The sequence below is a fragment of the Tamlana flava genome (assembly GCF_041287255.1).
GTDB lineage: Bacteria > Bacteroidota > Bacteroidia > Flavobacteriales > Flavobacteriaceae > Tamlana > Tamlana flava.
Genome location: NZ_JBGGTX010000001.1, coordinates 969,764 through 991,317 on the forward strand (window position 1 = coordinate 969,764; position 21,554 = coordinate 991,317).

At 35.5% G+C, this 21,554-nt stretch carries 15 protein-coding genes and 1 tRNA gene; 7 read left to right on the forward strand and 9 right to left on the reverse strand.

The window, feature by feature from the left end:
- Positions 1-31: 31 nt before the first annotated feature.
- Together ACB104_RS04310 and ACB104_RS04315 are read left to right on the forward strand one after the other, a co-directional pair.
- Positions 32-1,354, forward strand: coding sequence for a hydroxymethylglutaryl-CoA reductase, degradative (locus ACB104_RS04310; protein WP_370477042.1), 1,323 nt, complete (start codon positions 32-34; stop codon positions 1,352-1,354).
- Positions 1,351-2,256: a GYDIA family GHMP kinase gene (locus ACB104_RS04315; protein ID WP_370477043.1), complete on the forward strand. Its 906-nt coding sequence runs from the start codon at positions 1,351-1,353 to the stop codon at positions 2,254-2,256. The genes ACB104_RS04310 and ACB104_RS04315 overlap by 4 nt, the downstream gene beginning before the upstream one ends.
- 63 nt (positions 2,257-2,319) lie before the next feature.
- Here ACB104_RS04315 and ACB104_RS04320 read toward each other — a convergent pair whose 3' ends face one another.
- From ACB104_RS04320 to ACB104_RS04350, 7 genes are all read right to left on the reverse strand, one after another.
- Entirely contained in the window at positions 2,320-4,449 is a 2,130-nt protein-coding gene (locus ACB104_RS04320) for a peptidylprolyl isomerase (protein WP_370477044.1), read from the reverse strand.
- A gap of 215 nt (positions 4,450-4,664) precedes the next feature.
- Entirely contained in the window at positions 4,665-5,954 is a 1,290-nt protein-coding gene (locus tag ACB104_RS04325; RefSeq protein WP_370477045.1) for a hemolysin family protein, read from the reverse strand.
- Positions 5,955-6,149: a hypothetical protein gene (locus ACB104_RS04330; protein ID WP_370477046.1), complete on the reverse strand. Its 195-nt coding sequence runs from the start codon at positions 6,147-6,149 to the stop codon at positions 5,955-5,957.
- A 72-nt stretch (positions 6,150-6,221) separates the two neighbouring features.
- Positions 6,222-6,776: an LPS export ABC transporter periplasmic protein LptC gene (gene lptC, locus ACB104_RS04335; protein ID WP_370477047.1), complete on the reverse strand. Its 555-nt coding sequence runs from the start codon at positions 6,774-6,776 to the stop codon at positions 6,222-6,224.
- Entirely contained in the window at positions 6,776-8,155 is a 1,380-nt protein-coding gene (locus ACB104_RS04340; protein WP_370477048.1) for a tetratricopeptide repeat protein, read from the reverse strand. Before ACB104_RS04340 ends, lptC begins: the two co-directional genes overlap by 1 nt.
- An 18-nt stretch (positions 8,156-8,173) precedes the next feature.
- On the reverse strand, positions 8,174-9,487 hold the full coding sequence (gene bamG / locus ACB104_RS04345; protein ID WP_370477049.1) for a BamG family beta-barrel-assembly machinery protein: 1,314 nt from the start codon (positions 9,485-9,487) through the stop codon (positions 8,174-8,176).
- A complete protein-coding gene (locus tag ACB104_RS04350) occupies positions 9,484-10,215 on the reverse strand; it encodes a type III pantothenate kinase (protein ID WP_370477050.1) in 732 nt (243 codons plus the stop codon). Before ACB104_RS04350 ends, bamG begins: the two co-directional genes overlap by 4 nt.
- Before the next feature lie 149 nt (positions 10,216-10,364).
- On the opposite strand from ACB104_RS04350, the gene ACB104_RS04355 reads away from it, so the two are divergent.
- The 3 genes from ACB104_RS04355 to ACB104_RS04365 all read left to right on the forward strand — a co-directional run bounded on the left by ACB104_RS04355 (position 10,365) and on the right by ACB104_RS04365 (position 13,693).
- Positions 10,365-10,437, forward strand: a tRNA-Phe gene (locus ACB104_RS04355).
- A 518-nt stretch (positions 10,438-10,955) separates the two neighbouring features.
- Positions 10,956-11,558 carry a hypothetical protein gene (locus ACB104_RS04360; RefSeq protein ID WP_370477051.1) on the forward strand — a complete coding sequence of 201 codons (603 nt, stop codon included), beginning with the start codon at positions 10,956-10,958 and terminating at the stop codon, positions 11,556-11,558.
- A 134-nt stretch (positions 11,559-11,692) separates the two neighbouring features.
- Complete coding sequence (locus ACB104_RS04365; protein WP_370477052.1) at positions 11,693-13,693, forward strand: coiled-coil domain-containing protein; 2,001 nt, start codon at positions 11,693-11,695, stop codon at positions 13,691-13,693.
- Here ACB104_RS04365 and ACB104_RS04370 read toward each other — a convergent pair.
- A complete protein-coding gene (locus ACB104_RS04370) occupies positions 13,690-14,301 on the reverse strand; it encodes a hypothetical protein (RefSeq protein WP_370477053.1) in 612 nt (203 codons plus the stop codon). The two genes, ACB104_RS04365 and ACB104_RS04370, sit on opposite strands and share 4 nt — an antisense overlap.
- 141 nt (positions 14,302-14,442) lie before the next feature.
- Between ACB104_RS04370 and ACB104_RS04375 the strand changes: the two genes are divergently transcribed.
- On the forward strand, positions 14,443-16,209 hold the full coding sequence (locus tag ACB104_RS04375) for a formylglycine-generating enzyme family protein (protein WP_370477054.1): 1,767 nt from the start codon (positions 14,443-14,445) through the stop codon (positions 16,207-16,209).
- Positions 16,210-16,282: 73 nt separating this feature from the next.
- Positions 16,283-18,076 carry a WG repeat-containing protein gene (locus tag ACB104_RS04380; RefSeq protein WP_370477055.1) on the forward strand — a complete coding sequence of 598 codons (1,794 nt, stop codon included), beginning with the start codon at positions 16,283-16,285 and terminating at the stop codon, positions 18,074-18,076.
- Positions 18,077-18,553: 477 nt separating this feature from the next.
- On the opposite strand, the gene ACB104_RS04385 is transcribed toward ACB104_RS04380, so the two are convergent.
- Positions 18,554-21,526 (reverse strand): DUF4573 domain-containing protein, encoded by a 2,973-nt coding sequence (locus tag ACB104_RS04385; RefSeq protein ID WP_370477101.1) that lies wholly within the window; start codon positions 21,524-21,526, stop codon positions 18,554-18,556.
- Between the last annotated feature and the right edge of the window lie 28 nt (positions 21,527-21,554).

Consider the following 21,554-nt stretch of genomic DNA (forward strand, 5'->3'; position numbering starts at 1 on the left):
GTAGTATCTTTGCACTGCTAATGAATAAATTATGAGTAAACCAATTGACGGCTTTTCTAAACTTTCAAAATCAAAAAAAATAGATTGGATTGTTGAGACCTATTTTTCAAATACTGATGATGCCAAGGAGGTATTGAAACAATATTGGAATAGCAACAAAAAACTGCAACAATTGCACGACGAATTTATTGAAAACACCATCACGAATTATTATTTGCCTCTTGGTGTGGCTCCCAATTTTTTAATCAATGGAAAAATATACACCATCCCTATGGCCATTGAGGAAAGTTCTGTTGTTGCCGCAGCAAGCAAAGCTGCCAAGTTTTGGATGGACAGAGGCGGTTTTAAAACCAAAGTCATTTCAACCACTAAAATTGGGCAGGTCCATTTTATTTTTAAAGGTGATTTCGAAAAGCTAAAAACATTTTTTGATTTGGTTAAGCCAAAGATCATTGAAGATACCAAGGCCATTACCAAAAACATGGAAAAGCGTGGTGGTGGTATCATTGATATAGAATTACGGGATAAAACTTCGGACATTGGCAACTATTACCAGCTCCATGCATCATTTGAAACCCTGGATGCCATGGGTGCCAATTTTATAAATTCATGTTTAGAGCAGTTTGCAAAAACCTTTAAAGATGAAGCACAGGTTTTTCATCTATTTTCTGATGAAGAAAAGGAAATTGAGGTGGTCATGAGCATTTTGTCCAACTATGTGCCAGATTGTTTGGTACGTGCAGAAGTGTGTTGTAAAGTTGAAGATTTAAATGAAGGCAGCACCATTTCGGGTGAAGCTTTCGCGAAAAAATTTGTCCAGGCCGTTAACATTGCTGAAGTTGAACCATTTAGGGCGGTAACACATAATAAAGGCATAATGAACGGTATTGACGCCGTTGTTTTGGCAACAGGAAACGATTTTAGAGCCATAGAAGCTGGTGTTCATGCTTATGCGGCACGAAAAGGAAAATATAGTAGTTTAACCCATGCCAAAGTTGAGGATGGTATTTTTACCTTTTGGATTGAAATACCTCTGGCCCTTGGCACCATTGGGGGATTAACGGGATTACACCCACTTGTAAAATTGGCCTTAGAACTTTTGCATAAACCATCAGCCAAAGAGTTGATGCAAATTGTAGCTGTTGCCGGTTTGGCACAAAATTTTGCCGCACTGCGCTCACTTACCACTACAGGTATTCAACAAGGCCATATGAAAATGCATTTGATGAACATCTTGAATCAGTTTGAAGCCACAAACGAAGAGAAAAAAATACTTACCGAATATTTTAGAAACCACACGGTTTCTCACAGTGCCGTTTCAGAAGCCATTAACAAACTAAGAGTTAAAAGTTGAAAACATTTTACAGCCATGGTAAATTATTATTGACTGGCGAATATGTAGTACTCGACGGGGCTATGTCATTAGCTGTACCAACAAAATATGGGCAATCGTTGACCGTTGAAAATTTAGACCAACCAAAAATCATTTGGCAAAGTTTGGATGAAAAGGGTAAGGTTTGGTTTGAAGGTGAATTTCAATTGAATGAGATTAGCACATCGCATGCTACTCTTAATGATGTTTCCAAAAAACTGATTCAAATCTTAGATGCGGCGAAAACACTAAATCCAGAATTTCTTATTAACTCCATTGGTTGTAAAATTACCACACGGTTAGATTTTCCAAGAAATTGGGGACTAGGCACATCGTCAACGTTGATAAATAATGTGGCGCAATGGGCTAATGTTGATGCTTACCAACTATTGGAAAAAACCTTTGGCGGAAGTGGATATGATATTGCCTGTGCACAAAAAGATTATGCCATTACATATCAAATCATAAATTCCAAACCCATTGTAAATACTGCTGAATTTAATACGTCATTTAAGGACTGCCTGTATTTTATTCACTTAAACAGAAAACAAAACAGTCGAGAAGGCATTAAACATTATCACAGCAATAAAGTCAATGCTTCAAATATAATTAATGAGATTAATGTTATCACGGCGAAAATAATTTCAGCCAAAACCCTTGAAGAATTTGATGCTTTAATAGCTTCACACGAAACTTTAATTGCTGAAATCACCAATCAAAAAACAATTAAAGAATTACTTTTCGAAGATTTTAATGGTGGCTTAAAAAGTCTTGGGGCATGGGGCGGAGATTTTGTTTTAGCAACTTCCAAAAGTGACCCGACATCTTATTTTAAAGTAAAAGGTTTTGAAACCGTTATACCATACACATCAATGATATTATAGGCCTAAAAACAAAAAAGCCCCGATTATTTCGGAGCTTCTTTTCATTTATGCTTTATGTCCTTTTTATTGAACTTGATTTTTCGCCCTATTATCTTCAATTTCGGCAGCTTCCTTAAGCGCATTGTACACTTTTGAATTAACAGCACCAACTTTTTGTTGCTCTACTCTATTGGCAGCAGCTTGATAATTATCCAACGTTACAGCTGGAGTTACTTTGGTAACTTGAATCATATAAACACCGTTTGAACCATCCAATAAACCAGATGTTCCCCCTTCACTTAATCCGAACGCAGCACCAACTATTAAAGGCTCTCGTCCTGCGCCAGAAATGGTTGGGTTTTTCATATTTATACCATTGGCTGTTCTTACCGTTGTGTTTTCGGCAGCAGCCAAATCATCCAAGGTCGTTGCAGAAACTCTATCATGAATTAATTTTGCTTTCTTCTCTTTTCTTATAATTGGTAGAACCTGTGCAGTAGCATCTTCAACTGATTTTAACCCTTCTTCATGTTGCGCGACTAATTGAGCAATTAGGTAACCACCAGGAATATTGAAACGCTTTATGTCGCCAACTTCAGACTCTTCATTAAACGCCCAACGAACAATTGGTCTTTGAGCACCAACACCTGGAATGTTTTCATCAAGAACCTTTATGCCATTTACAGGTCTAACGGTAAAATTATTTTCTTTGGCAACAGCTTCAAAATCACCTTTTCCAGCATTGATTTCAAAATTTGATGCATCTCTAAATACCTTATCGGAAGTTGCTTCTGAAGGCTCAATCTTTCTAGCGATTGTTCCAACTTGAATTGCTTTTTGCTTATCTTTTTGTCCCTCGATCTCTATGATATGGAAACCAAAAATGGTTTTTACAACACCTAAATCTCCTGTTTTTCCTTCAAACTCAAAATCATTAAATTCTGGCACCATAGTGTTGTAACCATGCCAATCGTAGCGACCACCATTATTTACACTTCCTTTATCTGATGAAAATTCAGTTACAAAATCAGGAAACTTAGAGCGGTTAGATTTTAAAACTGCAAATAAACTATCCGCAGTTTCTTTAGCCTGAGCTTCAGTTTGTGTAACATCCGGTCCTGCACTTTGTGCGCCAATGAAAGGGATTAAAATGTGTCTTACCTTGGCAGAATCTGGTATTTGCTTTACAGCAACTACTTTAGACACCTTAAAATAACCATCATCTTTATATGGACCATAAACCTCACCTTCATTTAGATTGTAAATATTATCGGCCACTTCTTCCGGCAAGTCTGATTTGAAAAGAAAACGGTCATCAAATTTGATATCTGATTCGGCTATTGAATTAATATACTCCTCATTATTTTTAACTTCTGAAAAAGCAACGATAGTATCTTTTCTTCCTCTTTCATCAACAAGTCTTCCATTTACATAAATTTCAAGGTCGGCCTTAATGGCATTTTCATCTTCAAGAGATGCTTCTTCCTTAAACTCTACAAAACGGATATCTCTTGAAGCCTCTACTTCAAATTGTTTTTTATTGTCAAGAATGTAGTCTGAAATATTGGATCTTGAAACCTCTACAAGGCTATCGGCAATTGTAGAGTATGCCACTTGAACATATTTAATATCTACTTTTTGCCCTTCTAATTTATGGTCAAGTTCGCCTTCTGCCAAAGTTCCTGTTAAACCAGCCTTTACCATGTTAAAGTAGTTTTGGTTCAAGGCGTTAAATGCCAATTGCTTTTCGTAATTTATCCAACCTTCGTAACCTGTTACGCTGGTTTCTTTTAAATTGGCAATGTATTCGTTCAATTTATTTTCATCAAAGAAACCAGCCTCGTTTAAAAACTCTGGACTGGTAGCTAAAGCCGTTTTTAACAAATCGCGCATTTGATCTTTTTCTACAGAAATACCAAGTTCTTCAAACTGTGTTTCCATAACCGCTTGTCTTACCTCCTGCTCCCAAACTCGGTTCATCACCATGGTACTTGTAGCATTTGGCCCTGCTTGACGTTGTGCCACCTCAACTTTTTGCAAAAAGTCTTCTCTTGAAATATCTTTTCCGTTAATGGTCGCCACTATATTTTGTGACTTCGAAGTAAGCGCATCACTATTTCTAAACAAATCTGCCAAAACAAAAGAAAATAGCGCCAATGCTATAATCAATATCAAGAATAGTGAACGTTGCCTTATCTTATTTAAAACTGCCATTTGTAAATTAAATTTTATTTACCCAAAAAAGCTGGGGTTTTGTTGTTAAGTTGGTGCCGATTATACAAAAACCGACAAAAATATCGTGCGCGAAAATACCAATTTCTATTTAATAATAAAAGGGTTATTTATTTATTATGGAGTTAAAATTAATTTGATGAAAAAATAACAGGCTTTTAACACAAACACCATAAAGAATAGTGATTAATTGGAAGTTAATCTTCATCTAAAACCTTAAACTCCACGAGGTCAATTTTGGTATTTGACACGGCCAAAACCGTAAACTGAAAGTTGTCAATTTTTACAACATCATTTTGTTTGGGAATCTCCTCAGTATGGTTTACAATTAATCCGCCAAGGGTTTCATAATTTTCACTTTCTGGAAGGTCTACCTTATAAATTTCATTTATGTAATCTACTTCCAATCGAGCTGAAAATTTATAGGTTTCTTCATCAATTTTCTCCTCGATTAAATTTGCTGAATCGTGCTCATCTTCAATTTCGCCGAACAATTCCTCAATAATATCTTCTACGGTCATAATGCCAGAAGTTCCGCCGTATTCGTCTAAAACCACAGCAATACTGCGTCTCTTCTTGGTAAGCACACTCAACACATCTTTTATAAGCACTGTTTCTGGAACAAACTCAACAGGTGTTAACATGGCTTTAATATTTTTGGCTTTTCTGAACAATTCAAATGAATGCACATAGCCTAAAATATCGTCAATGGTATCTTTATAAACCAATATTTTGGTTCTTCCAGTTTCTGTAAAAAGCGCATTCAATGATTTTACAGTATCGTTAACCTCAACAGCTATAATCTCGGTTCGAGGAATCATAACCTCTCTTGCCTTAACTTCGGAAAACTCCAAAGCATTTTGAAAAATCTGTATTTCGCTATCAACAGAATCATGTTCCTCTACAGCTTCCATTTGTTCACTAATGTAATTGCCGAGCTCTACTTTAGTAAAAGCAAGTTGAATTTGGTCGCCTTCGGTTTTAAAAAAAGTTTTCAGGATAAAATCTGAAATCCAAATCACGAAATCTGAAATGAACGTGAACAATACATAAAACAAATATGCTGGAATTGCCAATGCTTTTATAAGCGTGTTGGCATATATCTGAAAGAATACCTTTGGCAAAAATTCTGCCGTGATTAAAATCACAACGGTTGAAATAATGGTTTGGGACAATAAATTTAAATCGGTTAAAAGATAATTTAAAAATTCACTGGACGTTGGCAGCAACGTCTGAAACCAATTCATAAGCACATCTCCCATAAAAAAACCATAAACAACCAAAGCAATATTATTGCCAATGAGCATAGTTGTAATAAACTTTGATGGCTTTGTGGTAAGTTTTGTTAAAGCTTTTGCCAACAAACCTTCCTGTTTTTTTTCAATTTCAATGTGAATTTTATTGGAAGACACATAGGCAATTTCCATGCCCGAAAAAAAAGCCGAAAGTATAAGTGATAATACAATAATGACAACAGGAACCGTCATTTATTTTGAGCTGTCTTTATTCTCATATTTCTTTCTAAATCTTTGCCTAAAGAAGTACATAAATGCCGCTAAAACAGCCAAGGCAAAAGAGATATAGGCTCCGTTGGTGCCGTTACCAAATTTTGATATGCCATCATAAAGAAACAAAACGGCAAAGGCCAAATAGGCATATTGAAAGATTTTAGAAAATTTCATGTGTTTGTGTTTGGCACAAAGATACTTAAAATAAAAACAGTTTATTTGTTCTATTTTAGTTTTTGTTCTCGACTATTCTTCAAGGGTAATAATGCCTGTAACCTCAAGAACTTCGGCATTTGTAAACTTTGAATTGGAATCAAAACCATTACCCTTAATAAGATCTTGTTCCGTTTGAAACTCAACGGGCTCATTGGTATATAACCATTCCTTTTTCTGGTCGTAGTATAGCTGATCGGTTTTTAAAACACTATTGTCGTGTGTGGTAATTACAACATTGTTTCGCATATCAATTAAATCGGTATTACCATATACAATGGCATAATCTGCAACCACAGTGCTTTTTTTATTGTCTTTGTCGAAAATATATAATGTAACACCGTCTGTAAATTCATGGAACGGGAAATCGCGGTTAGAATAATCCAACATCTTAGCACTTATTAGATTTGCAGTTACCCTTCCAGAATCGGTATACTTAACGTTCATATTATAATCAATGCCGATTGGCTCGTTTTCTGAAATACCGATTTTTTGAACCTGTTTTAAACTGTCATTACATGAAAAAAACATAGTCACAATAATTATTGTGACTATGTTTAAAATATTATATGTTTTGTGTTTTTTCATTAAATATTTGGAACGGTAACAGAGCGTCCAATCCAACAACTAATCTTGATTACTTGACCAGAACATCCGCAGCTAAACACATCGGCTTTTGATGGTGCTCTATCTAAATAACTATTAACAGATTGTGCAGAAGCTTTAGATAAGGTTGGGTCAACTCGGCCCGCTTTTCTAGCTTCATCTGCCGCCAACCAATATACTGCTCTTTTGTTAAAAGTAGTATCGCCACAATTGTTAGCACTAGCTGCGTACATAGCTGCTATTGACAAATATGGGCGGCCATTTGATGGGTTCAGTCTAAGCGATTCATTGAAAAAGCTTCTTGCTTGCCCATAATTTCCTTTAGCCTTTAATTTTAAACCAATTCTATTGTTAAGTTTTGCTTTTTGAAAATTATCTGTTTCTAAATCAATAGCCTGTTTGTAAAAGGCAATGGCCTCACTTGATTTACCCTCTTTATCTTTTAAGATACCCAAGTAAAATGCTGAATTCGCAGAAGGGCTTATTTCATGGTAAGCATTTACCAATTCAAAGAACAATGGGTCGTCGGTACATTCCTTTTGCGACATTTGTCCAGCAGCACGTTGCAACCAAACTGCATTGTTTTTATTGGCTTCAAAATCTCTTTTAAATATAGGGATTAAGTTCTCACAATTCGCTCTAGGACCCAATTTTCCATCAATACTTTCGGAAATCTGGTCATAAGCTTTTAAATAGCTCTCGTAATACCTTTTATAGCTTTTTTCTTTGCTAGTGTAGCTCGCACCAGTTGAATCTTTTGCAATAAGTTTGTTTAATTGTTCAGAGTAGTTTTGAACCTCAACTTCTACCTTCTCTACAACGTCATCATATTTGCTAAACAACTCAGCAGCTGGCTTTTTACCTGCATCGTACAAATCTACCATTAAGGAAAAATAGGTGTATAAGCTTTTTGGATTTGTAAAAGTTTCTTTATCTAGATTATATGCAGCATCAAAACACTCATACAATTCTACATCTGTTTTACCCAATTCTTTTCTGTTGTCGTACATTAATTGGCAAGCTTGGGCCGCATACTCCCCTTTTGGTGTTTTACTGGCAAAGTGCTCTGCTCTTTGTTCCCAAAGCTTTAAAAGATCGTTTATGAAAGCTACTTTTTCAGCTCCAGCAGAATTATCAATTTTGTGCTCTAAAATTTTCTCACCATCAACATAAATGGCATTATTGAATTTTGGGCATCTATTTCTCACAGCCATCCATGGCTCATAAGCAGCATCAAAATTTTTCGATTTTACATACTCATGGAATATGGACAATTTGGTCATACATTCTTCATCCTGTTGGGCAAAACCAAAGTTCAATCCAATAAATAAAAGCGCTAATAAAGTAATTTTAGTTTTCATGATTATAAATTTGTTCTTTTAGTCATATTTCCTTTTTTGAAACCATCTATCGTTCAAAGATAAGCTTAATTGAAGATTTATAAAATTCTCTTGAATTAAATTGCTATTTGTGGTGCCTCTTTTTCCTATTTCGAAGCCCAAATTGGCGTTTGAGAGCAGTCTAGCATCCCCAACCGGTAATCCTACTCCAAAAGATATGCCAAACTCTTTAATGGATTCATTATTTATATTCAACCCTGTTTCTTCCTGTCTAAACCCAGCTCTGTAAACAATACGCTCCCAGAAACTATCAAAAGAATTAAAATCTGGAATGTAAAACCCACCTAAAGAGAGTGAGTAGGCATCTTTATAAGTCGTTGCATTTGTGCCGTATAATTGGTTTGAAAACTTACTGGTTTTTTGAAAACTGGTTTCAGCTCCAACAAACCATTTTCGTGGCTGTCCAATTCCTGCTCCAAATGCAAATTTTGAAGGCAAAACCAATTCAGTTTCTGCAAGACCCATAGCCTGCAAATCAGATTGAATGGTGTTTACAACAAACTCTTGCCCTGTTGCGCTTAAAGTAACCGTTGAAATTGAACGTTCGTTTTGCGAGATTAAATTGCTTTCTGGAGTAAAGGTCATACCGGAAACAAGTTCCAATTTACTGTTCAACATCCTTTTATAGGACAAACCAAAATTAAAATTCACTCCGCTTAAGTCCGACCTATTTCTCTCGCTAGATTGATATTGGGTTGGAACCCCATTGTCATATTGTACAATTAAAGTGCTGTTTTGAATATTTCCAAAATTGTAATGCACATCAACACCTGCAGTTAATCCTTTTGCTATTTGATAGCCCAATCCGAAAAACACCTTGTTTACTCCTCCTTCTCCTTTAAACCTGTTTTGCAAATTGCCATCGTTATTCAAAGATTCCAATTTATATCCTACTGAAGTATAAGGCAATAGACCAAACCCAAAGCCGAACTTGCCCACTGGCACAGATAACGCCAAATAATCAAAGGTTGTAGATGATGCTTTTTCAGTACCAGAATTACTTTTTAAATCCTGACTTGTGTAACCACCTCCAACGGTAAATTTAACTGGTCTGCTCTCTCCATTAAAGGGATAAATACCAACATTTTCACCAGCATAGGATGCTGGATTTCTTAAATTCATATGGATACTATCGTTATAAATACTTAATCCACCCATACTCCGGTTTTCAACCGTTCCCTTGAATTTAAGGTTACCTATACCGTAGAAAGAATAAGGTGAAGCTGTACCCTCTTGTGCATAATTGAAAATAGTAAATACTAAAGCAAAAACTAATACAAGTTTTTTTATCATTCGTTCGAGTTAAATTGTAAAATAAAGTTTAATCCCTCCAATAGAAAATTAGGATTGGCAAATATGCTACTTTTTAATTGCTTAGACAAGAATTTGGCATCGCCTCCTGTTAAAATAACTGTTAAATCGGGATAATTAAGTTTATAAGTTGCAATGGCACCATCCATTTCATTAACAATTCCGCTGACAACCCCAGAGTGTATGGAGTGTTTGGTAGAAGTTCCTATAATATTTTTTGGCACTTCTGTTTCCAATAACGGTAAATTAGCAGTTAAATTATTCAATGATTTATACCTCATCCGCAGACCTGGAGAAATTGCGCCGCCCAGATATTCGTTTTTAGCATTTACAAAATCGTAAGTGATGCAGGTTCCTGCATCAATGACTAGTGTATTATTTTCAGGAAATTGATTAACTGATGCACTTACCAATGCCATTCTATCTACGCCCAATGTTTTTGGGGTTTTGTACAAATTTGTAAAAGGCAATCTTGTTTCGGAATCCAATATGAGCAAATCAAAAATTTTGCCTATTGTATCTACATCTTCATCATTTAACCTTCCAACAGATGATACAATAGCTCTTTTTAAACCACGGAAATTACCTTTTAATTGCTTTATCTCAGCTATAATGCTATCTAATCCAACAGATGTTTTATCCATCAACCTGTTGCTCTTAAAAACAGCAAGTTTCACAAACGTATTGCCAACATCAATGATTAAATTCATTATAAATTGAAAAAGTGTAAAACTACAAAACCATGAGGATTAAAATCTTAAATATTTTATAATTGTTTAATTTTAAAATAGTCCATCTTTTTATGATTTTATTTTGTGAAATAATAAAAATGACTTTATATTTGCATCCGCTTTGGCGAGGTACCTTAGCTCAGTTGGTAGAGCAAAGGACTGAAAATCCTTGTGTCCCTGGTTCGATTCCTGGAGGTACCACTTGATAACCCCTGTTTACAGGGGTTTTTTTGTTTTTGGGGGTAACGTTCAGGGGTGACATTTTCCAAAATTTCTTCAATAGCTAAGAGTTTCTCATTTATTTTTAAATATAATTTGTAAGAATCCAAATCTTATAATTTCAAACATTGTATTCCAACTACTTTCCGAGAATATTTAAAATACATGTTTATAAACTCATCTTTTGTACAACCGGGATTACCACAGCCATCATTACTTTCAAGAATCCTCTCGGCCAGCAAACTTCTTAGGCCCGTAGTACCTTTATTGATTACACACCTTAATAACTCATTTTTAAATTTCACAAACTCTGAGTCTAAATATGACTCATCATTTATTAATTGAGCTCTTGTTTTAAAACATATAAATCCAATTAAAAGATACAGGTAAATTTTCATAATATCACACAATAAGCATACAATCGTTCATGTAAAAATATATTTCAAAATCCTAAAAATTAAATTTTTATATTTAGGTTTTAATTTTAGATAAATTTAGCAATGGATTTAAAAACAGCATTAGAAATAATTAAAATTGAAAACTTTAAGGGAATTGATGATATTGAATTTCAGTATAAAAAAGAGTTGCAACGAGCAAAATTATCATTTGAAAATGCTACTAATGAAATTATAAAAAAAGAATATTCAAATAGAATTGAAAAGCTTAATTCAGCTTTCGAATATATCAAAACAAATCAAAATGAATTAAGAAAAAAGGAAAGCCTTAAAATTCCTGCAGTACAATTAAGCCCCAAACAAAAAAAATTAGCAGTAACATTTGGAATTATATTAATTGTCATTGTTTCATTTTTTGGAGTTAGGCTCCATATTGCAAGTAATTATGTTGAAGAGGGCTTATCATTTTTTAAATCTAGTAATTATAGTGATGCTTTAGAATATTTTGAAAAAGCTAATGGTTTAGGCTCTTTAGCGGGAAAATATTATTATGGAAAAACACTTCATCGGTTGAATCCAAACAATAGATCACAAGGATTTGAATTTATGAAAACCGCAGTTGAAAAAGGTTATAATTTTAGAATAGACACATTAGAGAAAAGGATTTTTAATAGATTGAATGAAGAAGCTGAAAATTTTTACAAATAATGATTAAGAAAAAAACACGAATACAGATTGTAATCGGTGGTTAATCTTTCACCGTCATAACCAACACAATTTTTCAAATTTGAATCCATAAAAGTCAATATAGTTATTTATAAAAAATTGAAAATATTTAGAATATGAGTGCAGCCAACCAACTTAATGCAATCTTAGAAGAAGTAAAAGAAATCCAAACACAAACAATAACGTATAGTGAGGAGATTGAAAAGACACATCAAGAAGCTCTTGCCACACAAGAAGAAATAATAAATACACAAAATGAATCTATAGAACTCAAGGAAGCTATTTCTGAAATTAATAATGAATCACAAAATTATAAAGATCAAATTCAAACTATATTAGATGAAGTTACTGATATTAAGCAAAGGATTATTGAAGTTCTAGAGCAAATTCAAGAACACGAGCAGGCTGCAAACGAAGCATTAACACATACTCAGGAACACGAGCAGGCTGCAAACGAAGCACTCACCCAAACACAGGAACACGAACAGGATGCAAACGAAGTACTAACACATACACGGGAACACGAGCAGGCTGCAAACGAAGCACTAACACATACACGGGAACACGAGCAGGCCGCAAACGAAGCACTAGCACATACACGGGAACACGAGCAGGCCGCAAACGAAGCTCTAACACATACACGGGAACACGAGCAGGCTGCAAACGAAGCACTAACACATACACAGGAACACGAGCAGGCTGCAAACGAAGCACTAACACATACACAGGAACACGAGCAGGCAGCTGAGCAAGCTATGGGTCAAGCCCAACAACATGAACAGGCAGCTGAACAGGCTATGGGACAAGCACAGCAACACGAACAGGCAGCCGAACAGGCTATGGGACAAGCACAGCAACACGAACAGGCAGCCGAACAGGCTATGGGACAAGCACAGCAACACGAACAGGCAGCTGAACAGGCTATGGGTCAAGCACAGCAACACGAACAGGCTGCAAACGAAGCACTAACACATACACAGGAACACGAGCAGGCAGCTGAGCAAGCTATGGGTCAAGCCCAACAACATGAACAGGCAGCTGAACAGGCTATGGGACAAGCACAGCAACACGAACAGGCAGCCGAACAGGCTATGGGTCAAGCACAGCAACACGAACAGGCAGCCGAACAGGCTATGGGTCAAGCACAGCAACACGAACAGGCAGCCGAACAGGCTATGGGACAAGCACAGCAACACGAACAGGCAGCTGAACAGGCTATGGGTCAAGCACAGCAACACGAACAGGCAGCTGAACAGGCTATGGGTCAAGCACAGCAATATGAACAGCATGCAGAAGAGGCTATGAATCAAGTACAGAGTTTTGTGGAAGGTGCTGAAAATGCTATGAATGAAGCTCAACAACATGAACAGCATGCAGAAGAGGCTATGAATCAGGTTCAGAGTTTTGTGGAAGGTGCTGAAAACGCAATGAATGAAGCTCAACAACATGAACATACTGCTGAACAGGCAATGGGTGAAACTCAACAACATGAGCAAAATGCAGAACAGGCTATGAGTGAAGCTCAACAACATGAACAAGCAGCAGAGCAATCTATGACTCAAGCCCAGGAACACCTACAAACTGTAGAACAAGCTGCTCAACAAATCCAACCATATATTGAAATAATGCAAAATGCTTCAGAAGAAGTAAGCCAGAGAGTAAGTGAAATTAATGAAGTATCAAGTGAAGTTGAGACGGCTCTAAATGAAATAAATGATTCCGTTTCAAAAATGGTTGATGAAACTGAAAAAGTAAGCGATTTAAAAGAAAAAGCTAATGACCTTATGGAAGAAACAAACAATATTAAGGACAAAACACATGATTTGTTTGATCAAACTTGCGATAAGGCCGAAAGCTTAATTGAGAAAGTTGAAGAACTCTTAGAACAAACAACTGATAAGGCTGAAGAAATATTAGATAAAGGAGAAGAATTATTGGAGCAAACCAGAGATAGGTCTGAAGAAATTATAGAAAAAGCTCAAGAAGCAGCTTCAGATGCAGAAGATTATTCTAAATCAGCAGAAACTGAAGCTGATAGGGCTGAAAATGCAGCCGATAGAGCAGAGAGTGCAGCAGACCGAGCAGAAAGATCGGCTGATAATGCAGAAGATTACTAAATTATGTTAATTTTGAGTTGTTGAGTGTTATATCTTATTTGATCAAGCAATTCTTTATAATTGAACTTTACAAGGTTATCTATAAAATATTCTTCAGCAGTTTGCCCATTCCTAGCATTCATCCAATCTTCAAGTGTATTAAATATCAATGGATTATCAGTATTTAATGTTTGATGATAATCCAAGACAAAAGATTTTCCATCATTTGTAATTATTTTAGTTGCCGTATGTGCTGTATCATTTACAGTTCTTGAAACATCTGTTGCCTTCTGAATATTTTTTAAAAGTGGATTACCGAGTTCGATTTCTCGATTTATAGCATTAGAGGTTACCCTGGCAATTCCTGTACAAACATACTTTTCAGTATATAAATCATATTTAATACGCATGTCTTGTGCTTCAAGCTCAGACATAAATCCCATCATTGTCCAATTTTTAGTCCTAGATTCTAGGGCATTTTCATTAAGCCAATAACGAAAATTTCTTACAACACCTGTTACACCCCAATTATCCGGAAGGATATAACTTAAGATAGAGTCAACATATTTCTTTGATTGCTCATCTCTTCTAATTACCTCAATCAAACCTTTTACATCTTTCGGATCCATAGTTTATTTTTTATTGAACTTCTAAATTATTAAAAAAAAGTAATTCATCAAACTCATACAGAATTTGATAGGCTGTTTACTTTTAAATTATTGTATAAATAAAAAATATTAATATTTTTATCAATACCAGTTATATACATAATGACACAAGAGGAAGCCTTAGAGAAATTAGAGTTAGAATCGGGAGCAAGCCCACAAGATATAAAACAGCAATACCAGGAGTTCTATAACGAGTTTCAGTTGCGTATAACCAACGCACCCACCACCCACCAAAAAACACTCTACCAGAAGAAACTCAAACAACTTGAGGAGGCCTATAACGTTCTGACCGGCCAAAGCTCAGAATCAATAGATAATGAAATACCGTGGTCCAGCCCAGGTGACACAAAGCCTAATCCTAAAGTAAATAATCCAATCAAAGAAAAAACAACAAAATCCCAGGCATTAGAGTTAATAGGATTAAAAGAGCCTTTCTCCTATTCAGAATTAGATAAACTTTTTGAGAACAAAAAAAATAATTTTGAAAAAAGACTAAGCGAGGCTTCTTTAGATGCAATAAAACATGGATATAAAACTGCTTTAAAAGAGATAACTGAAGCCTATCAGGTTTTGATTCCTTTTGCAAAAGAAGATGATATAATGACCTCTGTGCCTCCAAAGGAACAAACAATTCCTAAAAAAGAAGAAATAACTCATACCAAGCTCGAACAACTCCAAAAAAAGGAAACGGCAGCACCAAAAGATAATTCTAAAGAATTTAATAGAACATCCAAAAAGAGCATAAGTCCAATTCTTGTGACAGTATTAATTGTTATTGTTATTGGAGTAGCTTTATTTATATTAAAACCATGGCAAGAGGCTAATGACCCAGAGATAGAAAAACAATTCACAGAAATTAAGGCTGAAGCAGATTTATTGGCAAAGCAAATGAATTGGAATGAAGCTTTAGAGAAATATAAGACAGCCAATGATTTAATCTTAACGCTAGAAGTCCAAGATAGTATTGCCTCTATAACCAAACGTCTAGAGCTTATTTCAAACAAAAATGAAATAAATGCATGGGAAACTGCAAAATCCACTAACACTATTGAGAGTTATAACGATTATTTAACAAACTACACAGAGGGCAAGTACACAATTGAAGCAAAAACTGCTATTGATGCTTTAAAAAATGACATGAGCATCATAAAAGAGAAAAATAAATTAGATAATATTTCTGCAGTAATAAAAAATTTAGAAGAAAGTATGGTTATTGTAAAGGGAGGTACTTTTACAATGGGTTGTAATAATAAGCAAAATGGTTGTTCTGATGATGAGAAACCTTCCCATCAGGTAATATTGGATGATTTCACAATAGGAAAATATGAAGTTACACAGGAGCAATGGAAGGCAATAATGGAAAATAATCCAAGTTATCATTCGGATTGTGACAATTGTCCTGTAGAAAAGGTGAGTTGGACAAATGTTCAAAATTTTATAAGAAAGTTAAATCAATTAACTGGTAAGCATTATCGTTTGCCAACAGAGGCTGAATGGGAATATGCAGCAATAGGAGGCACTAAATCTGGTGATTACAAATATTCAGGAAGTAATACATTAAATACTATTGCATGGTATGAAGGAAATAGTGATAACAAAACACATAAAGTAGGAAGTAAGCAAGCCAACGAGTTAGGTCTATATGACATGACTGGTAATGTATCAGAATGGTGTGCAGATTGGTATGGCGAGATTTATTATACAAATAGCCCATTGAAAAATCCAAAAGGACCTAGTTCAGGCACTGCACGTGTATTTCGAGGATGTAATTATGCTTATTCGGCTGATAGTTGCAGAATTACTTTTCGTGATACAACCAATCCAGCATGGATGTACGAATTTTTAGGTTTTAGGTTAATTTTAAATTAGGTAATTTTACTTTTGGTTTAGACTATATCAAAGCAATATATACTACAAATTATTAAAAAGATAGTTATTTCTTATGAAAGTTGAAGAAGCCTTAGAAAAATTAGAATTAGAGATTGGTGCCAGCCAAAAAGAGATAAAGCAACAATACCAAGAGTTTTACAACGAGTTTCAGCTGCGCATAACTAATGCGCCCACTACACATCAAAAAACACTTTATCAAAAAAAATTAAAAGAGCTCGAAGAGGCTTATGATTTACTTACAGGTCAAAAAACAGATACACTAGATAGTGATATACCCTGGGCAAGCCCAGGTAAGGCTATACCTGAATCTCCTCAGGGAAAACAACCAGAACCACCTAAAGAAACGTTAACAAAAACCAAAGCTTTAAGTTTAATAGGGTTAAAATACCCATTTACAGAAGCAGAACTTGAAAAGGCATTTGAAACAAAAAAGAGTGATTGTGAAAAAGGAATTAAAGAAGCTTCATTAGCCTCTATTAAGGAAGCTTACAAAAGTGCTTTACAGGAAATAATTGCAGCATATCAATTATTAATTCCTTTGGCTGAGGCAGACTTAAAGGAGCCTATTCATAAGGTTAAAGAAAATCCCAAACAGGATATAACAAAAGGACATGATAAAAATGATAACCGAAAACCTACAAAAAAGAAAAGCTTACTTACTCCAATAGTACTTTCAACTATAATTCTTGCTGTTATTCTATTAATATGGAAGCCTTGGGAGCCAAGTATTGATCCTGCAGTTGAGAGACAATTTACAGCAATAAAAGCAAATGCCAATTTTCTAGCAGAAGAATTCCGATGGGAAGAAGCCTTAGAAAAGTACGAGTCTGCAAATAAATTGATGGAAGACAAGGCTGTATTGGATAGCATTCAAAGTATAACGACACGATTAGAGCGTATGGCCATCGCAGAAGAGGTTAAGGATTGGGAAGAAGTACAACAGACCAATACAATTGCGGCTTATAATACCTATTTAAATGAATACCCAAATGGGAGATACAAAATACAATGTGAAAATGCTGTACAGCTTATAAAAGATAAGATAAAACAAGCCAATGAAATTGCTACCAAAAAAGAGGCTGAAGCAAGAGCAAAACAACAGATAGAGGCCGATAGAATAAAAATGGAAAAGCAAAAACAGGAAGATGCTATAGCTTCGGCAGAATTAAAAGCATGGAATACGGCAAAAGAAAAGGATACACAAAACTCTTACAAAAAATATATGGATGAATATCCAAATGGAATATTTATAGGTGAGGCCTACAGTAAATTCAAAAAAGCGAAATACAAATATATTTATGATTACAACAAAGGATGGGAATATACGATTGCAGGGATTGATGATAAATATGGTATAATAGATAAGGATAGAAAAGTACTACTACCTGTTGAATACTATGATATCAGAGAAAGTGCTACCACCGGAATATTTTATTATAAAAAATATTCTAATAGTAATTGGGGCATTCTAGATAAAGACGGTAAAAATATTACTCAAGCCATTTATGAACATGTAATCGGTAGTTTAAACGAACCTAACAGTAAAAGAGCATGGATCGGTGTTAAACTAAATGGTAAATATGGATTTATAGATAATAAAGGTAAAACCAGATTGCCATTTATTTATGATGAGGTTTGTATTCAGGGTTTTATAAAAGGTATAATTCTAGTAAAGAAAGGAAAAAAAATAGGTTTAATTAATTATCTTGGAGAAGAAATTACTGGTTTCATTTATGATGGAGATTATTCTGTTAACAGTGGTTACGGGTCTGATGGCATATGGAATGTAAAACAAAATGGGGAAAAGTTTTGGATTAATAATAAAGGTGAAAAAGTCGAGGATTAATAAGAATACTTGAGATTATATTAAATTTTTGCTTAACATATAAGATAAGTAAGTGAATAGAAAATAAACTTTTTTGAGTATTCCTCTCTCGGACAAAATGCTAAACAAACTTCATTGTTACCAAGTGAGGATTCAGACAGTAAGATAAAATCGGACTCATCTTTAAGCTTGTTAAATTCAATTTCATTGGTTAGACAAACTACTTTTTTAAATATCCCATTAATCCATTTTTTCATATCCCGATTAGTTTCATATTTTTTTAACAAGCCAATGAAGCGTGGCAGTTATTACAAGAACTAATTTGTATGGAATGTCATCTTTCACAATGATATACATTTTCATATGAAATAGTTTTTTCTATTATGCCTAACTCCTGATGGTAACTACTTAGCACTAGTGGTTCTAATAATATGAAGGGTTCTTAAATATTTATAAGATAAAATAGTTTTATATGCACTGGTTCTTCATAACTATTATTTAATACCAAGACATAAAATCATCTTCTACTGGCGGTTCTTTGAGACCTGCAGCAATCAATTCGTCATCGCTAAAATGTCCCTCTAATTCATCCACGCTAAAATGATTTGCTAATTCATGTAAGTCAAAATAATCTGCGAGATCATATAAATCAAATCCTGCACTTTTTAATTCCCCACAATCAAATCCAGCATCAACAAGTTCTCCGCAATCAAAACCACCATCTTTCAACTCCCCTGCATCATAACCACCATCTTTACATTCTGAAGCCGAATAATAACCATTCAATTCATCTGCTTTGTATCCTCCCCCTTTTAACTCTCCAGCATCATAAACACCTTGCAAATCACTAGCATCATATACTCCATAAATCTCTTGAGCATCATAAGTTCCATGTATTTCATCTGGTTCATATATCCCATGTATATCATCGGCACTATAAACCCCATGAATATCATCCGCTTCGTAAACACTATGAATATCACTAGCTTCATAAACTCCATGAATGTCCTCCGCTTCATACACTCCATGAATATCATCTGCTGTATATACTCCGTAAATATCTTCGGCAGAATACACTCCATGAATGTCTTCGGCCGTATAAATTCCATGAATATCATCTGCTGTGTACACGCCGTGAATGTCTTCAGCTGTATATACATCGTGAATGTCTTCTGCTGTATAGACTTCGTGTATATCATCTGCGGTATAAACTCCATGGATATCTTCTGCAGTATACACGCCGTGGATATCTTCTGCAGTATACACTCCATGAATTTCTTTTGCTTCATAAACCCCATGAATTTCTTCCGCCGTATATACCGCTCCAAATGATGACGAACCGAAAAACGAAGAGTCTCCACCTCCAGATCCTGAATGAATTTCCTCCGCAGTATATACCCCGTGAATTTCTTCTGCTGTATACACTCCATGAATTTCTTCTGCAGAATACACTCCGTGAATTTCTTCTGCTGTATACACTCCATGAATCTCTTCCGGAGTATATACTGCACCTTGTGCAGTGAATGATCCCATATTATCTCCACCTGTTCCTGAATAAACTTCTTCTGCTGTGTAAACCCCATGAATTTCCTCGGCTGTATAGATTCCATGGATTTCCCAGGCAGGATAGACTCCATGAATTTCTTCTGCGGTATATACCCCATGGATTTCTTCAGCTGTATATACTGTTGAGCCCATTGCAGGCATAATCCAATCTCCTCCTCCGGTACCTGAACGAATTTCTTCTGCTGTGTATACCCCATGAATTTCTGAAGCTGAATAAACTCCATGAATATCACTCGCAGAGTAGACCCCGTGAATTTCTGAAGCAAAATAGATTCCATGAATATCTGCAGCAAAATAAACCCGATAAATATCAGCAGCTGTGTAAACTCCATGAATCTCCGAAGCAGAATAAACCATATGGATATCCTCAGCGGAGTATATTCCATGTATATCTGCAGCCATATAGATTCCATGAATGTCTTGGGCTGTATAAACGCCATGGATGTCTTGAGCTGTATAAACGCCATAAATTTCTTCTGCAGTATAGACGCCGTGGATTTCTCCCGCAGAATAAATACCATAAATTTCCTTTGTTGAATAGACCCCATGAATATCCTCAGCCACATAAGTACCATGAATTTCAGCAGCACTATATATTCCGTGGATCTCCTTTGCCGAATAGGCACCATAAATTTCATTAGCATCATAAACTCCATGAATTTCTTCTGCTGAATAAACTCCATGAATATCAAAGGCATTATATACTCCATGGATATCATTGGCCGTGTATACTCCATGGATATCTTCGGCATTATATATACCATAAATTTCTTCAGCTCTAAAAATACCATGTATGTCCTCAGCGGTATAGATTCCGTAAATATCTTCAGGCTGGTAAATTCCATGAATATCTGCAGCCGTATAGACCCCATGAATTTCTTCAGCGGTATATATTTTATATAATTCATCTGCAGTGTAAACACCATGAATATCCTCTGCTATATACACCCCATGGATTTCTTCTGCATCATAAACCCCATGAATGTCCTCTGCAGTATAGGCTCCGTGAATATCCGCTGCGGAATAAACACGATGAATTTCTTCTGCTGGAAAAAATCCATGAATATCATCTGCCGTATAAACTCCATAAATTTCCTTAGCCGAAAATATTCCGTGAATTTCCTCTGCGGTATAGATTCCATGAATTTCACTAGGAGTATAAACCCTATGTATTTCTTCTGCTGTATAAATCCCGTGAATCTCTTCTGCAGTGTAGACCCCATGAATTTCTTTAGGCCTGTATACTCCGTGAATTTCCTCTGCAGTGTAGACTCCATGAATGTCTTCAGCTGCATAAGCTCTATGGATTTCTTCTGCCGTATAGACCCCATGGATCTCCTGTGCGGTATAAACCCCATGGATCTCATCAGGCTTATATGCCCCGTGAATCTCTTCAGCTGTATAAACCCCATGAATCTCTTCGGCCGCATAAGTTCTATGGATTTCTTCAGCAGTATAAACTCCGTGGATTTCCTCTGCTGTATAAACCCCATGAATCTCATCAGGCTTATATGCCCCGTGAATCTCTTCAGCCGTATAAACCCCATGAATTTCTTCCGCTGTATAAACTCTATGGATCTCCTGTGCGGTATAAACCCCATGGATCTCCTGTGCGGTATAAACCCCATGGATCTCATCAGGCTTATATACCCCGTGAATCTCTTCTGCAGTGTAGACCCCATGGATTTCTTCTGCTGAAAAAGCTTTTTTTAATTCGCTAGCTTCATAAACTCCATGTAACTCTTCGGATGTAACAACCCCTTGAATTTCAGCAGCATCAAAGCTATCTTTAAGTTCTGCTATAGAATAGGCGGTCCTTAATTCATTATATGAAAATGCAGACTTTAACTCATTTACAGTAAATATATCTTTTAATTCAGTGGGAGAATAACCATTAGCCTTCATCTCAGACAAAGAGGCCATATTAGTGGAG

Coding starts and splice junctions, on each gene's coding strand:
- ACB104_RS04310 (WP_370477042.1), top strand. CDS start 32: ATGAGTAAACCAATTGACGGCTTTTCTAAACTTTCAAAATCAAAAAAA.
- ACB104_RS04320 (WP_370477044.1), bottom strand. CDS start 4,449: ATGGCAGTTTTAAATAAGATAAGGCAACGTTCACTATTCTTGATATTG.
- ACB104_RS04325 (WP_370477045.1), bottom strand. CDS start 5,954: ATGACGGTTCCTGTTGTCATTATTGTATTATCACTTATACTTTCGGCT.
- ACB104_RS04330 (WP_370477046.1), bottom strand. CDS start 6,149: ATGAAATTTTCTAAAATCTTTCAATATGCCTATTTGGCCTTTGCCGTT.
- lptC (WP_370477047.1), bottom strand. CDS start 6,776: ATGAAAAAACACAAAACATATAATATTTTAAACATAGTCACAATAATT.
- ACB104_RS04340 (WP_370477048.1), bottom strand. CDS start 8,155: ATGAAAACTAAAATTACTTTATTAGCGCTTTTATTTATTGGATTGAAC.
- bamG (WP_370477049.1), bottom strand. CDS start 9,487: ATGATAAAAAAACTTGTATTAGTTTTTGCTTTAGTATTTACTATTTTC.
- ACB104_RS04350 (WP_370477050.1), bottom strand. CDS start 10,215: ATGAATTTAATCATTGATGTTGGCAATACGTTTGTGAAACTTGCTGTT.
- ACB104_RS04360 (WP_370477051.1), top strand. CDS start 10,956: ATGGATTTAAAAACAGCATTAGAAATAATTAAAATTGAAAACTTTAAG.
- ACB104_RS04365 (WP_370477052.1), top strand. CDS start 11,693: ATGAGTGCAGCCAACCAACTTAATGCAATCTTAGAAGAAGTAAAAGAA.
- ACB104_RS04370 (WP_370477053.1), bottom strand. CDS start 14,301: ATGGATCCGAAAGATGTAAAAGGTTTGATTGAGGTAATTAGAAGAGAT.
- ACB104_RS04375 (WP_370477054.1), top strand. CDS start 14,443: ATGACACAAGAGGAAGCCTTAGAGAAATTAGAGTTAGAATCGGGAGCA.
- ACB104_RS04380 (WP_370477055.1), top strand. CDS start 16,283: ATGAAAGTTGAAGAAGCCTTAGAAAAATTAGAATTAGAGATTGGTGCC.
- ACB104_RS04385 (WP_370477101.1), bottom strand. CDS start 21,526: ATGAAGGCTAATGGTTATTCTCCCACTGAATTAAAAGATATATTTACT.